Annotated in this window: 17 protein-coding genes and 1 other RNA gene; 10 read left to right on the forward strand and 8 right to left on the reverse strand. The window is 64.4% G+C overall.

Going from position 1 to position 13,042, the window contains the following annotated elements; all coding sequences use genetic code 11:
* Window positions 1-83: 83 nt before the first annotated feature.
* Together CXR03_RS04180 and CXR03_RS04185 are read left to right on the forward strand one after the other, a co-directional pair.
* Window positions 84-422, forward strand: coding sequence for a PadR family transcriptional regulator (locus CXR03_RS04180; RefSeq protein WP_104102122.1), 339 nt, complete (start codon window positions 84-86; stop codon window positions 420-422).
* Window positions 419-1,411: a permease prefix domain 1-containing protein gene (locus CXR03_RS04185; RefSeq protein WP_104102123.1), complete on the forward strand. Its 993-nt coding sequence runs from the start codon at window positions 419-421 to the stop codon at window positions 1,409-1,411. Before CXR03_RS04180 ends, CXR03_RS04185 begins: the two co-directional genes overlap by 4 nt.
* Here CXR03_RS04185 and CXR03_RS04190 read toward each other — a convergent pair.
* The gene (locus CXR03_RS04190) at window positions 1,404-2,219 is read right to left on the reverse strand and encodes a LysE family translocator (protein ID WP_104102125.1); all 816 of its coding nucleotides are present in this window, start codon (window positions 2,217-2,219) and stop codon (window positions 1,404-1,406) included. The two genes, CXR03_RS04185 and CXR03_RS04190, sit on opposite strands and share 8 nt — an antisense overlap.
* An 80-nt stretch (window positions 2,220-2,299) precedes the next feature.
* Here CXR03_RS04190 and CXR03_RS04195 point away from each other — a divergent pair, with 80 nt between their 5' ends.
* The 4 genes from CXR03_RS04195 (at window position 2,300) to CXR03_RS04210 (ending at window position 4,864) form a co-directional block, all read left to right on the forward strand.
* A complete protein-coding gene (locus CXR03_RS04195) occupies window positions 2,300-2,749 on the forward strand; it encodes an Lrp/AsnC family transcriptional regulator (protein ID WP_104102127.1) in 450 nt (149 codons plus the stop codon).
* A gap of 36 nt (window positions 2,750-2,785) precedes the next feature.
* On the forward strand, window positions 2,786-3,454 hold the full coding sequence (locus tag CXR03_RS04200; RefSeq protein ID WP_104102129.1) for an alpha/beta family hydrolase: 669 nt from the start codon (window positions 2,786-2,788) through the stop codon (window positions 3,452-3,454).
* A gap of 129 nt (window positions 3,455-3,583) precedes the next feature.
* Complete coding sequence (locus CXR03_RS04205; RefSeq protein ID WP_104102130.1) at window positions 3,584-4,198, forward strand: hypothetical protein; 615 nt, start codon at window positions 3,584-3,586, stop codon at window positions 4,196-4,198.
* Window positions 4,199-4,234: 36 nt separating this feature from the next.
* On the forward strand, window positions 4,235-4,864 hold the full coding sequence (locus tag CXR03_RS04210; RefSeq protein ID WP_104102132.1) for a flavin reductase family protein: 630 nt from the start codon (window positions 4,235-4,237) through the stop codon (window positions 4,862-4,864).
* Between the two features lie 31 nt (window positions 4,865-4,895).
* On the opposite strand, the gene CXR03_RS04215 is transcribed toward CXR03_RS04210, so the two are convergent.
* The gene (locus tag CXR03_RS04215; RefSeq protein WP_104102134.1) at window positions 4,896-5,501 is read right to left on the reverse strand and encodes an antibiotic biosynthesis monooxygenase; all 606 of its coding nucleotides are present in this window, start codon (window positions 5,499-5,501) and stop codon (window positions 4,896-4,898) included.
* Window positions 5,502-5,726: 225 nt separating this feature from the next.
* On the opposite strand from CXR03_RS04215, the gene CXR03_RS04220 reads away from it, so the two are divergent.
* Both CXR03_RS04220 and CXR03_RS04225 read left to right on the forward strand, forming a co-directional pair.
* Window positions 5,727-7,529, forward strand: coding sequence for an NAD(P)/FAD-dependent oxidoreductase (locus CXR03_RS04220; RefSeq protein WP_104102135.1), 1,803 nt, complete (start codon window positions 5,727-5,729; stop codon window positions 7,527-7,529).
* Between the two features lie 125 nt (window positions 7,530-7,654).
* Window positions 7,655-8,434 carry a hypothetical protein gene (locus tag CXR03_RS04225; protein ID WP_104102137.1) on the forward strand — a complete coding sequence of 260 codons (780 nt, stop codon included), beginning with the start codon at window positions 7,655-7,657 and terminating at the stop codon, window positions 8,432-8,434.
* A gap of 18 nt (window positions 8,435-8,452) precedes the next feature.
* Here the strand turns inward: CXR03_RS04225 and CXR03_RS04230 are convergent, their stop codons facing one another.
* Together CXR03_RS04230 and CXR03_RS04235 are read right to left on the reverse strand one after the other, a co-directional pair.
* On the reverse strand, window positions 8,453-8,683 hold the full coding sequence (locus tag CXR03_RS04230; RefSeq protein ID WP_146067184.1) for a hypothetical protein: 231 nt from the start codon (window positions 8,681-8,683) through the stop codon (window positions 8,453-8,455).
* A gap of 50 nt (window positions 8,684-8,733) precedes the next feature.
* On the reverse strand, window positions 8,734-9,630 hold the full coding sequence (locus tag CXR03_RS04235) for an ABC transporter substrate-binding protein (RefSeq protein WP_181034484.1): 897 nt from the start codon (window positions 9,628-9,630) through the stop codon (window positions 8,734-8,736).
* A gap of 160 nt (window positions 9,631-9,790) precedes the next feature.
* Between CXR03_RS04235 and CXR03_RS04240 the strand changes: the two genes are divergently transcribed.
* A complete protein-coding gene (locus CXR03_RS04240; RefSeq protein ID WP_181034485.1) occupies window positions 9,791-10,165 on the forward strand; it encodes a DUF4440 domain-containing protein in 375 nt (124 codons plus the stop codon).
* A 45-nt stretch (window positions 10,166-10,210) separates the two neighbouring features.
* Here CXR03_RS04240 and ssrA read toward each other — a convergent pair.
* The 3 genes from ssrA to CXR03_RS04255 all read right to left on the reverse strand — a co-directional run bounded on the left by ssrA (window position 10,211) and on the right by CXR03_RS04255 (window position 11,532).
* Window positions 10,211-10,580: a transfer-messenger RNA gene (gene ssrA, locus CXR03_RS04245) on the reverse strand.
* Between the two features lie 110 nt (window positions 10,581-10,690).
* Complete coding sequence (locus CXR03_RS04250) at window positions 10,691-11,185, reverse strand: hypothetical protein (RefSeq protein ID WP_219816192.1); 495 nt, start codon at window positions 11,183-11,185, stop codon at window positions 10,691-10,693.
* Between the two features lie 47 nt (window positions 11,186-11,232).
* Window positions 11,233-11,532 carry a hypothetical protein gene (locus CXR03_RS04255; protein WP_104102140.1) on the reverse strand — a complete coding sequence of 100 codons (300 nt, stop codon included), beginning with the start codon at window positions 11,530-11,532 and terminating at the stop codon, window positions 11,233-11,235.
* Between the two features lie 115 nt (window positions 11,533-11,647).
* On the opposite strand from CXR03_RS04255, the gene CXR03_RS04260 reads away from it, so the two are divergent.
* A complete protein-coding gene (locus tag CXR03_RS04260) occupies window positions 11,648-12,589 on the forward strand; it encodes an SMP-30/gluconolactonase/LRE family protein (RefSeq protein ID WP_104102141.1) in 942 nt (313 codons plus the stop codon).
* Window positions 12,590-12,614: 25 nt separating this feature from the next.
* Here the strand turns inward: CXR03_RS04260 and CXR03_RS04265 are convergent, their stop codons facing one another.
* The gene (locus tag CXR03_RS04265) at window positions 12,615-12,962 is read right to left on the reverse strand and encodes an antibiotic biosynthesis monooxygenase (RefSeq protein WP_104102143.1); all 348 of its coding nucleotides are present in this window, start codon (window positions 12,960-12,962) and stop codon (window positions 12,615-12,617) included.
* Window positions 12,963-13,042: the final 80 nt, after the last annotated feature.

Consider the following 13,042-nt stretch of genomic DNA (forward strand, 5'->3'; position numbering starts at 1 on the left):
CGTAAGGGGAACCGGGTTCGGGCATTGCCAAGAGGTCCGGCTACCTATTGCAATATTGTGTCTAACACACCATAGTGTGACGCATGGAAGACGATCTGCTGGGTGGACACCTTCAGGAACTGCGCCGGGGAACCGTGGTGCTGGCCTGCCTCTCCATCCTGAAACAGCCCGGCTACGGCTACGGCCTGCTCGAAGAACTGGAACGGGCAGGGTTCGGCGTCGAGGCAAACACCCTCTACCCGCTGCTGCGCCGCCTGGAAAAGCAGGGACTGCTCACCAGCTCCTGGGACACCGAAGAAGCACGCCCGCGGAAGTTCTACACCACCAGCGAGCAGGGCATCGAGCTGCTTCAGGCCCTGTTGAAGGACTGGGAATCCCTACATACCTCCATCCGCCAGCTCAACGAAGGACAACCATCATGAGTACCCTCACTGACCGTTATGTCTTTACGGCGCTGCGCTCAATCCCTGAGGGACAGCGCGGCGACATCGAACGCGAACTGCGCGGCTCCATCACCGACGACGTCGAAGCGCGGGTGGAGGGCGGACAGGCACCTGCCGACGCCGAAACCGCGGTACTCACCGAACTCGGGGACCCAGCCCGCCTAGCGGCGCAGTACAGCGGCCGGCCGCTGTACCTGATTGGACCGGACCTGTTCCTGGACTGGTGGCGGCTGCTGAAGACCCTGGCCATCATCATCACTCCGTTTTCCTTCGTAGGCTCGGTCGTGGTGCGGATGGCCCTTGAGCCCGGTGACCCCGCCGTGGCCTTCGGAGCAGCGATCGGCACCGCGATCAACGTCCTGGTGCACTTGGGTTTCTGGGTGACGCTGATCTTCGCGATCATCCAGTTCAACGGCACCCGCCGGAAGGACCTGGGACTGCAGCCGTGGTCGCCCGCCATGCTCCCCCAGATTCCCCGGAAGTCCCAGGTGTCCCTCGGCGACACCATCACCACGGTGGTCTTCATCGCGTTCTTCATCGGCCTGCTCCTCTGGCAGCGGATCGGTTCGCTGCTGTACCTGAACGGGGAACCGGTGCTGGTCCTGCAGGAAGGCCTCTGGAGTTTCTGGCTTCCGTACGTGATCGTCCTGCTGGTCATCGAGGCGGGCTTCACCGTCGTGCTGTATCTGACCGGGCGGTGGACGTATGCCTTCGCCGCGGTCAACACCATCCTGGCCCTGGCCTTCATGGTGCCGGTGCTCTGGCTGCTGGCCACGGACCAGGTCTTCGACTGGACCTTCCTTACCAACATGGACTGGGAACCGGATGCCTCCACCTGGATCGCCGGCATCACGGCTGCGGCGGTGCTGCTCATCAGCGTGTGGGACATCGGCGACGGATTCAGAAAGGCCGCTAAGGTCTCACGCCAAACGCCGGCAGCGTCAATGCCGGCAGTCCCGTCTAACTGATCAGCGAAGCGCCCTGTTCAGCGAGCAGCATCAGGGACAGGCAAACCATCAGGACACCGCTGGCCAGCGTGACGGCACGGGCACCGCCCGGCCGCGAGCGCAGCAGCCGTCGGGCCGCAAGTGCCACACAGGTGTAGACCAGCACGGACACGCCAAAGTGGGACAGGCCCAGGACCAGGGTCTGCAGCGGTACGGCCAGGCTGGCATCGGCATCCACAAACTGCGGAATGAGCGCCAGATAAAGCAGCAGCGCCTTCGGGTTGGTGCCGCTGGTGCCCAACCCCTTGAAGAAGTCCTGCCGGCCCTCGCGGCGGGCAGGCCCGGGGCGGACAGGAATCGGAGGGGCGAGGGTGGCCAGCATGCCTCCGGCGTCAACCGATTCCGGCTGGGCCCCGCCGGGCAGGACGGGTCCTGCCCCGCCGGGCAGGACGGGTCCTGCACCGCCGGGCAGGACAGGTCCTGCACCGCCTGTCGACCCGCCGGCACCGGAACCCGAAGAACCCGCCGTCGTCGTCGTAAAACCGGCCGAACGCCAGGTGCGCAGCGTGGAAATCCCCAGCCAGAGCAGGTAAGCCGCACCGAGCAGTGTCAGGCCGGCCAGGAGCTGCGGGGTGGCGGCAATCAGCGCCGCGAGCCCGGCCACGATCAGTGCGGTGTGTAAAAGGTAGCCTGCGGACAGCCCGGCCACGGCGGGTGCAATCCTTCGGGCGCGCAGGCCGGAGGAGATGCAATATGCCCAGTCGGCCCCCGGAGTCATGGCCAGGGTGACAGAGACGATCGCAAAGCCCGCGAATTGCTGAAAATCCATCCCTCAAGCCTAGGGATCCAGCGGCGAAAAGTGCTGACCGGAATAGGCCCGCCCACGGCTTTGAACGATACGATTCTTGCGTGATTGACGCTATTGACCGTGAAATTTTGCGCCTGCTTCAAAATGACGGGCGGATGAGTGCCACGGCGCTCGCTGCTGAGGTGGGGCTGACGGTTGCGCCCTGCCACCGCCGCATCAAGGAGCTTGAACGCAAGGGAGTGCTGACGGGCTATCGTGCCGTGGTTGATCCCGCCGCCGTCGGGCTGAGTTTTCAGGCTTTGGTGTTCGTAACCCTGCGCGACCGCGCGCAGATGCTTACCTTTGAGAAGGCAGTGGGTGTTCACGAACAGATAGTGAAGGCGGACAGGCTTTTCGGGGATCCGGATTTCCTGCTCAAGGTCATCGCGGCGGATCTCCTCGGCTACCAGCAGTTCTACGATGAAGTGCTCGTGGGCCTGCCAGGCGTCGAGAAGCTCACCAGCACCATCGTGATGAAAACCGTGAAGGAAGAAGCCGGCCTGCCGCTGTGAGGTGAGAGGCCCGGACGAGTCCCGTAAATTGGAACCATGCCAGCTCAGTCCGAACATCTCACCGTGGCGGTCGGTGAGGGTAAAGTCAGCGCCGTCTGCGCACGGCCCGCCGATTCGTGGGCATCCCTTGTCGTGGCACACGGCGCCGGTTCCGGCATGGAGCACCCATTCCTCACCGGGTTTACCGATGCAATGAACGACGGCGGCGTGGCCACCTGGCGGTTCAACTTCCCCTACCGGGAGGCCGGGAAGAAATTCCCGGACCGAGCCCCGGCAGCGATTGAGACGTGGCGCGCGCTGATGTCCGCCGCTGAGGACCGTGCCCACGGATTACCTGTGTGGGCGTGCGGAAAGTCCTTTGGCGGGCGGATGGCGTCCATGGCCGTGGCCGAGGGGATGCAGGCAGCGGGACTGGTGTTCCTGGGCTACCCGCTGCATCCGCCCGGCAAACCCGAGAAGCTGCGCGACGAGCACCTGTACGGGCTTTCCCTGCCCATGCTGTTCTTGCAGGGTACCCGGGATCCCTTCGCGTTGCCGGGCGAGCTGGAACCGGTGGCGGAGCGGATCGGCCCGTCCGCCGTCGTCGAACGGATTGACGGCGGAAACCACATGTTCGAAGTGCGCGGGAACAAGCGTCCGCAGGAGCAGATCGGTGCATCCCTGGCGACGCCGGTGCTGGACTTCATGCGGAGCCATCAAGGCTAGAAGAGCCGCTCGTGCCGATATTCTGCTGGGGTGAAAAACGTGCCGCAGCCACAGACACTTCCACCGGAAGAATTCCGGGTGCCGCAGGGATGGACCCGGTCACCGAACCGGAATACCAGCCGATACGCCATGGAAGCCGCCTACGGTCGGCATGCCTGGCGCGGTGTCTACCTCAACGATGGAAGGGGCAACGGGTATTTTGCCCCGGGCTGGGACGGGCGACGGCTGGCGCGGAACATGCGCCGAGTACAGCGCATCCTTACCGCACTGACCGTGGCGGTAGCACTGTTTTTCACCGGCTGGGTAGTACGGGAGTACCAGAACAACATCAATTACTACCGGCTGGCGAAATCGGGGGTGGCCGCCACCGCCGTAGTGGGTGCGGTCGGGGTGGAACACAGCTACCGCGCCGGGCGCAGCAGTAACAGATATGTCACCGAAACGACGGCGGAGGTGAGGTATCAGGTGGACGGTCAAGTTTATGACGGCGTGCTTGAGGACCGCATGTCCTACGGCGACAGCTATCCGGAACCGGAGTGGGCTACAGGTGAGTCGGTGCTGCTCTACACCGAGCCCGGGGAACCGGAATCCTTCGTGGAATATGACGCCTATCTGGAGGACCGGGACGGACCGTTCACCGGCGCCATGGTTTTCCTGGCTGCCATCGGCTCACTGCTTGTCTCCGTCTTTGCGACGGTTGCCCTGGTCGCGCGGTCCAGCCGGCGCAAAGCGGAAGCACTGTGACAGGGTTCAGCCCTCCGCGCCGCTAAGCTCACCCCTATGAGAACGGATTTTGATCCGGCCGCCATGGGCGGCCCCAGTTTCTACCGGCTGCTTACCTCCGTGGTGGTGCCGCGTCCCATCGCCTGGGTTTCGACGGTCTCGGCCAACGGCGTGGACAACCTGGCGCCGCATTCCTTCTTCACTGTCGCCTCGGTCAACCCGCCGGTGGTGTCCTTCACCTCGGTGGGCGAGAAGGATTCGCTGCGGAACATCCGCGAGACGGGCGAGTTTGTCATCAGCCTCGCCCCGGAGAACCTGTTTGAGGCGGTCAACGCGACCGGCACCGGTTTCACCGCGGAGGTCAGCGAGTTCGACGCCGCCGGGATTGCCCGGGAGCCCAGTGCCACGGTGCGCCCTCCCCGCGTTGCAGGCTCTCCGGCTGCTCTTGAATGTCGACTGCGGGAGATTCATCCAGTGGGCGACTGTTTTGTGGTCTACGGCGATATCACCTTTGCGGCCGTCCAAACGGACGTGCTCGACGGCGATTCCCACCCGCGCATCGACAAGCTTCGGCCGCTCTCCCGGCTCGGTTTGAACGAGTGGGGTACCGTCGGCGAGGTCCGGGAGATTACCCGGATCCGTCCCGAAAAATGGCCGGGCCATTACCGGGGCGAGCAACTCCAGTAGGGCGCCCGCGATACAGCGCGCCGGCGATCCGCTAGGACGTTTTCCGGCGCTGGAGCCAAGGCTGCAGCAGCCCGGTGACCCAGGGCAGCACCCAGTACGCCATGATCGGCGTGAGGATGGCGGTGGTGAGGAACACGCGGAGCGGCATCAGCAGCGAATCCCACCACTCGGGCAGCAGCAGGCCCACCAGGGCGGTGAACGCAAGGTTCACGGGGAAGAAGCCCAACCAGATGGCTACAGCCTGCTTCCAGCGCGGCGGCTTGACCGGTGTCTCGAGATCGGTGGAGACCGACGGCGCATCAAACCAGCCCTCAATGCCGGTGCGGCGCAGAACGTGGCGGTCCTCGACCATGTCGCGGCCCCGCTCCAGCCAGGCAAGGCGGGGTTCGGAGTGCTCCCAGGCGTCCAGCGCTTCCTCATCGGCGAAGCGGTAGAGCATGTGCCATTCATCGGACTCGGCGGAGGCGCGGACCCAGCCGGAGCCCAGGAAACCGGGCCAGCTGTTGGCGAGGTTAACGCCTTCCTGGACCCAGTGGGTGGCCTCAGGCACACGGAGGGGATCGACCCGCCGGGTGATGGAGACCGTTACCGCCCCCGGCCCGCGGAGCGGGAGGGCGTCAGCGTGCGTTGAAGTCATGCTTTCCAGTATCCGGGGAGGATGACGCCGACGGCGAATCGGGTGCGGGATCCCACAGGCGCCTCACGCGTCAGTAGGGCGTGTGCTGGTGCCGGGCTAGTTTCCATGCGCGGTCTTCGCAGGTCCGGGGCCGCTTCCCTATCGCTCTGAGCGCCGGAAGTGTTTACTGGAGCTCCGCGACCCACGAAAAGGTCCGTGCCGCCCAGGAGCCACAAAGGAGTGGATATGGCCAACAATTCCCCGTCACAGCTGGACACCTCAGTTCAGGACTGGCTCAACAACCTCAACACCGCCCTCACAACCCGGAATACCGAAGCGGCGGCCGACTTGTTTGAGGACGACGGATTGTGGCGGGATTTCGTCTCCTTCACCTGGAACCTCAAGACGCTCGAAGGCAAGCAGCAGATCACAGAGATGCTCGATTCCGTCCTCGATGACGTGCAGCCCTCCGGCTGGACGCTGGCGGAGCCTGCCGCCGGCAACGCCGATGCAGCCGAAGCGTGGATCACTTTCGAAACCGCCGCGTCGCGCGGCTGGGGCCACCTGCGGCTGCGAAACGGAAAAGCCTGGACCCTGCTCACCACCATGCAGGAACTCAAAGGGCATGAAGAGAAAAAGGGTGCCACCCGGCGCAAGGGAGTGGAGCACACCGTTGAGCGCGGCCGGAAATCCTGGCTCGAGGAAAAGGAACTGCACCAGGCGCGCCTGGGCTATGAGGAGCAGCCCTACTGCGTCGTCGTCGGCGGCGGACAAGGCGGGATCGGACTCGCCGCACGGCTGCGCCGGCTAAACGTTCCCACCATCGTGATCGAACGGAACGAACGGGCCGGCGACTCCTGGCGCAAGCGCTACAAGTCCCTCGCCCTGCATGACCCGGTCTGGTATGACCATCTCCCCTACCTTCAGTTCCCCGACGATTGGCCGGTCTTCGCTCCCAAAGACAAGATTGGCGACTGGCTGGAGCATTACACGTCCCTCATGGAACTGGATTACTGGTCCGGCACGGAGTGTCTCGGCGCGCAGTACGACGACGAGGCCGGAGCCTGGGAGCTGAAAGTCCGGCGCGGGGGCCAGGACATTACACTGCATCCACAGCAGCTGGTGTTTGCGCTGGGAGTCTCCGGATATCCCAACATTCCGGAGTTCGAAGGAGCCAACGCATTCCTCGGCGAGCAGTACCACTCCTCGCAGTACCCCGGCGGCGGTGACCAGACCGGCAAGAAAGCACTCATCATCGGCTCGAACAACTCGGCCCATGACATTGCCGCCGACCTCTGGGAGCACGGCGCCGACGTCACGATGCTGCAGCGTTCCTCCACCCATATTGTCCGCAGCGAATCGTTGATGGAGTTCGCCCTCGGCGACCTGTACTCGGAGCGCGCCCTGGCAGCCGGCACCACCACTGAAAAAGCGGACATGCTCTTTGCCTCCCTCCCCTACCGGATCCTGCCGGAGGCGCAAATCCCGATCTACGAGAAGATCGCCGAGCACGACGCCGAATTCTATGATCAGCTGCGCGCAGCTGGGTTTGACCTCGACTTCGGCGAAGACGGGTCCGGGTTGTTCCTGAAATACCTGCGGCGCGGTTCCGGCTACTACATCGACGTCGGCGCCTCCCAGCTGATCATCGACGGGCGCGTGAAGCTGAAGCAGGGCCAGGTTGCCAAGTTCACGGGCAACGGAGCGGTGCTCGACGACGGCACCGAACTGGACGCGGACGTCGTCGTCTACGCCACCGGATATGGATCCATGAACAACTGGCTGGCGGACCTGATCTCCCCGGAGGTCGCCGATCAGGTGGGCAAATGCTGGGGCTTCGGCTCCGGGACCACCAAGGATCCCGGACCCTGGGAAGGGGAGCTGCGCAATATGTGGAAACCCACCAATGTGGATAATCTCTGGATCCACGGCGGGAACCTGCATCAAAGCCGGCACTACTCACTGTTCCTGGCCCTGCAGCTCAAGGCCCGGATGGAGGGCCTGCCCACCCCGGTCTACGGACTGCAGCCGTCCCATCATTCCCGGTAGCCCGGTCCGCAGCCGCATACCCGCCGCAGCCGGCTGTACGTGATGCAAGCCGCACCCCCTGTGAATGCGGGCAGCGCTTTCGGTAAGCTGTCGCCATGCTGAAGAGAGTGGCAAAGAAAGTCGCGGTGGCAGCACTCATTTTTACGGCCTTTGTTGCGGGCCTTGCTGCGGTACTGGGTTACGGTGCACTCCAGCTCGTCCAGGCTGCGGTGTTCGGTGACGAGGGCGACCCCTCCGTCTGGTCCTTCTTTGCCGCCTTCATGGCGCCGTCGCTTTTTATCGGAGCCCTGGTGCTGCTGACGGTGGGCGTGCGTTCCTCGCGGCGCCGCGCCCGGGCGGCGCAAAACAGGCGCAGCAATGCCGCTGCGCAGGCCGAGTCCTGGCGCCGGTTGTACGTACGGAGGGACGAACTGCTGGTGCGGTGGTCCCGTTACGAGACCGACGTCGCCCTAATGATCGACTATCCCGTCATGACGGACTACACGGACCCGGTGGTCCGGGACGTCATTGTCGCCATGCAGGGCATCCGTGCCGCCGAAGCCGAGGCTCTGGATCTGGACCGTGGCCCGGCCGAAGCATCCAAACTCTTTCATGCGGTCAACAGGTTTGAGGTTGCCTTCCTGACAGCTGAAAAGTATGCCCGGCGCTGCGGGCAGTCCAAGCTCAATCCCGCCGAACGCACCAAGCTTGCCGGCGCCCGGCAGGCACTGAACATCATCCTTGACGGCGCGGCGACGCCGTCCGAGGTGGAGGTTGCCTACCGAAGCCTGCGGGGTTCGCTGCGCGGGATCATCGATCTGCCGGACCGTGCCGTGGCTGATCTCCAGGCCCACACCCGGCAGAGCCTCGGCGTGCGGCCCCACGGTTCGTCACCGGCACCTGCTCCGGCACACCGGGCAGCCTAACCGCAGCAGCCCACCCGGTTACTGAGCATTCCCGCGGGGATACTCGTCCTCGTCGGTATCTCCGCTTTCCGTACTCTGCTCCAAGCGGTCCGCTTCCGAACCGTCAGCACGCAGCGGGTCACCGTGTGCCTGCACTGGGTCCTGGGATCCGGCGTCCTCCTGCCCGTCGGGGATGGCAGGGGTTTGCTGTTCCTGGGCATCGGCTTCGTTTTCGGTAGGTACAGCGGGGCGGTCATCTGCTTCGGACATCAGCATTCTCCTTTGCCGGAAACGTTTTCCTTTTGCGAGAAACGGGGTTTTCAAGCTCCGCTGTTGACGAAGAACGCGGACAGGTCCCCGTAGGGGTTTACCGCCGGATCGGCATCGAATCCGTTGTATTGCTTCCGCAGTCCAATGACGGCACGGGCGGTCTCATCGGTGATATCCGTGTCGCGGGCGAGACCCCAGGGGCCTAGTTCGGCGTCGAGCACCCGGCGGGCATCCGGCGCGTGCAGGTCACGGGCATTGGCGATCAGGTCAGCTGCCTCGTCCCTGTTGTTTGGCTCCAGGGCCCAGGCCAGTGCAGCCTCATAAGCCTCCCGGAAACGGAGGGCCGTATCCCGGTTCTCGGCATACCAGTCCCCGTTCCAGGCGGCCACGCTCCCGACGTAGGGCAGGCCAAGCGCTGACTCGTCGGCCAAATGATTCATCCCCTGTTGGCCTGCCAGTACTTCCAGTCCGTCGCTCAGCAAAGTGGCGGCGGCGTAGCCGTCTGTCATCTTTCGGTAGCGTTCGGCAACGCTGCCGGAGCTGACCACCGTATAGTCGGCGTCGCGGCGCAGCCCGGCTTTTTCGAGGATGGAGTAGAGAACGTACGCGTAGCCGCTGTTCGGTGCGTCCACGGCCACCTCGCCTCCCCGCACCGCCTCCAGGGACGTGATTTCCGGTGGACTGATGACGCTGAGGCCCATCCCCAGATCCAGGGCGAAATCAGCCAGGACGTTCAGAGTGCGTCCCAGGTCATTGGAAGCGTTGCACCGGTAGTTGACCACGTTGTCCCAGGAGGTTTGCAGGACGTCGTAATTTCCGGCGTCGAAGTCCCTGAACTGCTGTTCAGGGGACTCCACCTGTTCCAAGGTCACATGCACGTCATTGTCCGCAAAGTATCCCTTCTTCTCCCCCGCCGCCAACGCTGCCGAGATTGAAAAAACGCCCATTCTCAGGGGATTTGTGCTGCTGCCTGGCTGTGCCATTGAAGGTCCTTGATCTCTTGAAGGAAGCCCCCTGTCCATGTTCCAGCGTAGGGAGGCGCACCGTGCTGGAAAAGAACCCACGGTAATAAGGGCCATCTACAACCTGATGCGGCACACTGAACGCATGGGGACACACGGCCAGATCAGAGCCTCGGAGCTGGAGCTTCTGGCGTCCTCCACCCGGCGCGATGGGGCACGTTTGCGCCGCCTGCTGCACCCTGAGTTCCTGGAGATCGGACGCTCGGGGCGGCGGTGGACACGTGAAGAGATGATTGCGTCCCTCGGCGACGAGGAGCAGCGGCCTGCCCCGGAGACGGATGAATGGGAATTCTCGGCTCTGGCTCCGCACCTTGTCCTGGTTACCTACCGGATCCAAACCGGGACCACGGCGGATCCCGGACACCCGCAAAGCCGGCATACCTCCGTATGGGACACCTCGTCCGGGCAGCCGCGCCTCCGCTTCCATCAGGGAACTCCCGTCCTGGGCAGCAGCGAATGAAAACGCGAAAGGCCTGCCCCTGGGGACAGGCCTTTCAATGCCGCTGCGTGGAGATGGGGGGAATCGAACCCCCGTCCGATGTTGTATTGCCAGGGCTTCTCCGGGCGCAGTATGCGTCGGATTTTCTCGGCCCCAGCCATCCTGCAAACAAGTGGCTGATCCGGGCCCAGCCGTCCAAAAGTCCCGAACACCCAGACGGCGGGAGTGTTCAGCAGTGGCCCTCTAAACGACGCCAGGATCCGGAGCGAGAGCGGCTCCGGGCTGACGGACTACTCCGGCTGCTTAGGCAGCGAGAGCGAAGTCAGTGCGCATAGGTTTGGCACTTATTTTTTTGCAGAGAGCGTTTACGAGATAACTCTGCGTTCTCGGCCCGCTTCCCCTGACTCAACAGACATCGTCGAAACCGATCATCCCCGTATTCAGTTGCCAAGCCTTCCGGGCCGCCGCCTGCTGCCGGCGTCCACCATTTATAACGACACGGTACCGCGGATGATTCCCGGGCAGGAACCCTCCGTGGCGCTGGAATCAATGGCTGGTGGTTCCCTGCCGCGATTCCAGGTCAGGCGCAATCCAGGCGTCCGACACCATTCCGGTGACCCACGCGTAGATGGCCTTGTGCAGGACGTCGATAGCTCTTTCCTTCGCCGGCCAGGTTGCCGGTGGAGCACCGATGCCGGTGGCGTTTTCCAAGGTTTGGTCCGTTGCCAGCCGCACCACGGTGAAACCGGTGTTGGCTTCGGGCCCGCGGATACCGGTCACGGACCAGACACCGCGCAGCGCACCCAGCACGGCACCGGTCCCCCAGTGCATGGCGTGGTCCCAGACCGGCGGCTGCGCATCCGGAGCGGGGTGCCGGCCCAGCAGGCTCAGGAGCGTCCGGGCCGGAACATAGGAGTTGGGGCGGCTGGTCACTGCTTGTTCGAGCTTCTCGCCTGCGGTCATCGCGGCCACCCCTGCCAGACCTGCGACGGCACCCTGTCCGGCGGCTTTCAAGAGCATGCGTCCACGGGATTCTGCCATGTCTGCCTCCTGGTTGGGTGGGTCGAATCAGGACGGTTCGTGCCGCACTAGCGGCGGCGCCCGAAAATCAGCGAAGCAGCCGCCGTGGCAGCGGTGACCGTATAGACGGAGGGCCAGGCGCCGAGTTTCTTGGCCAGCGGGTGGGACAGCCCAAACGCTGCCACATAACCGGCGGTAAGGGCAGCGGCCGTGCCGGTTCCGGCGTCGCGCTTCCACATCATGAAGGCCGCCGTACCCGCCGCAGCCAGAACCGCACCGCCGAGCTGGCGGTTGCCGGTATCCCGGGCGGTCTTGTAGCCGCCGATCAGGCCGGCGCTGGAAACGAGGGAGGTCAGAAGTGCGCTCACAGTGGTTTTTCTCCTCTTGGCTGCTGATTACTGCTCCCAGCCTATCCCTCCGCGGCAGCGGCCGGAGTGTGTCTAGACTGTGAGCAAACTTCCCCCAACGCCAAAAGGACCGCGCATGCCGACAACGCCGCAGACTCTGCTCGCCCAGGACGCCGCAGTGGAGAAGGTGGCCACCGGAGCACAATGGGCCGAGGGGCCGGTGTGGATTCCCGCCCGTTCCGCCGTGCGCTTCAGTGACATCCCGGGCAACCGGATCCTGGAGTACCGCGAGGCCACCGGCGCTCTGGAGGTTTATGCCGCGGATGCCGAATTTACCAACGGCCGTGCCCTCGACCGCGAGGGCGCCGTGATCCAGTGCTCGCACGGAAGGCGTGCCGTTGAGCGCGACACCGGCACCGCGCCCGACGCCGTTCCCGCCGTTTCCACGCTTGTGGACTCCTGGAACGGCCGGCGGCTGAACTCACCCAACGACGTCGTTGTGAAGTCCGACGGCACCATCTGGTTTTCCGACCCCTCCTACGGCATCCAGAAGGAGGAAGAGGGACATCCGGGACAGGAAGAGTACGGCGACCGCTGGGTGTTCCGCTTCGATCCATCCAGCGGTGAGCTGACACCGGCGGTCATCGACGTTGAAGTCCCCAACGGGCTGGCCTTCTCACCGGATGAATCCATCCTCTATGTCTCCGACACCTCGCTGGGCACCCCCGCCATGGACGGCGGGCCGCGGCTGCACGGTCACGCGATCCACGCGTACGACGTCGTCTCCGGCCGGTTTGCGCGAAATGGCCGGATTTTTGTGGAGGTTGGGCCGGGAGTTCCCGACGGTTTCCGCGTGGACGTGCACGGGAATCTCTGGTCCTCCTCGAAGGAGGGCGTGCAGGTCTTTTCGCCCGAGGGTGAACGCATCCTGCAGATAGCTGTTCCGGAAACCGTCAGCAATGTCTGCTTTGGCGGCGACGACGGCCGCACCCTGTACATGACCGCGTCATCGAGCCTGTACCGGATCCGGACCACCGTCACCGATGCCGCTGCTGCACTGCGGACCTCCGAGGCTTAACGCCGGAAGGTCCGCAGGGATGCGACTAGTTTGCCGTTCCTTCACTTCCTCCGGCGGGGCGGTAGCTCCACAGCTCGGCGCTGACTCCCACCGGCCGGGCCCGGCGGGAATCTGACGAGGTGCCGCCGTCGGCCGTTTCCTGCCCGTGTCCATGGGCAAAATTCTTCGATGACACCCAGTCCTGGAAAGACTTCTCATCCCGCCAGCGGGTAACCACCAGCCAGGTGGTGCGCTCATCGGTGGGCTGCAGGAGTTCAAACCCTTCAAACCCCTCCTGCCCGTCCACGGCGCCGGCGCGTGCGGCGAACCGCCGGGCCAGCTCGTCTCCGGAGTCGGCGGGAACAGTTATGGCGTTGATTTTGACGATGCTCATGGCCCATTATCCCCACATCCGGCGGTGAACATCCTCCGGTGCGGGAGTATCCGGGAGGACTGTCCGGTTTGGCGGTGCCG

The sequence above is a fragment of the Arthrobacter sp. 08Y14 genome, from assembly GCF_002929455.1.
Classification (GTDB): Bacteria; Actinomycetota; Actinomycetes; order Actinomycetales; family Micrococcaceae; genus Arthrobacter_B; species Arthrobacter_B sunyaminii.

Excerpts from the sequence above, each read along its gene's own strand:
- CXR03_RS04180 (WP_104102122.1), top strand. The coding sequence starts at position 84 with ATGGAAGACGATCTGCTGGGTGGACACCTTCAGGAACTGCGCCGGGGA.
- CXR03_RS04185 (WP_104102123.1), top strand. The coding sequence starts at position 419 with ATGAGTACCCTCACTGACCGTTATGTCTTTACGGCGCTGCGCTCAATC.
- CXR03_RS04190 (WP_104102125.1), bottom strand. The coding sequence starts at position 2,219 with ATGGATTTTCAGCAATTCGCGGGCTTTGCGATCGTCTCTGTCACCCTG.
- CXR03_RS04200 (WP_104102129.1), top strand. The coding sequence starts at position 2,786 with ATGCCAGCTCAGTCCGAACATCTCACCGTGGCGGTCGGTGAGGGTAAA.
- CXR03_RS04205 (WP_104102130.1), top strand. The coding sequence starts at position 3,584 with ATGGAAGCCGCCTACGGTCGGCATGCCTGGCGCGGTGTCTACCTCAAC.
- CXR03_RS04210 (WP_104102132.1), top strand. The coding sequence starts at position 4,235 with ATGAGAACGGATTTTGATCCGGCCGCCATGGGCGGCCCCAGTTTCTAC.
- CXR03_RS04215 (WP_104102134.1), bottom strand. The coding sequence starts at position 5,501 with ATGACTTCAACGCACGCTGACGCCCTCCCGCTCCGCGGGCCGGGGGCG.
- CXR03_RS04220 (WP_104102135.1), top strand. The coding sequence starts at position 5,727 with ATGGCCAACAATTCCCCGTCACAGCTGGACACCTCAGTTCAGGACTGG.
- CXR03_RS04230 (WP_146067184.1), bottom strand. The coding sequence starts at position 8,683 with ATGTCCGAAGCAGATGACCGCCCCGCTGTACCTACCGAAAACGAAGCC.
- CXR03_RS04235 (WP_181034484.1), bottom strand. The coding sequence starts at position 9,630 with ATGGGCGTTTTTTCAATCTCGGCAGCGTTGGCGGCGGGGGAGAAGAAG.
- CXR03_RS04240 (WP_181034485.1), top strand. The coding sequence starts at position 9,791 with ATGGGGACACACGGCCAGATCAGAGCCTCGGAGCTGGAGCTTCTGGCG.
- CXR03_RS04250 (WP_219816192.1), bottom strand. The coding sequence starts at position 11,185 with ATGGCAGAATCCCGTGGACGCATGCTCTTGAAAGCCGCCGGACAGGGT.
- CXR03_RS04260 (WP_104102141.1), top strand. The coding sequence starts at position 11,648 with ATGCCGACAACGCCGCAGACTCTGCTCGCCCAGGACGCCGCAGTGGAG.
- CXR03_RS04265 (WP_104102143.1), bottom strand. The coding sequence starts at position 12,962 with ATGAGCATCGTCAAAATCAACGCCATAACTGTTCCCGCCGACTCCGGA.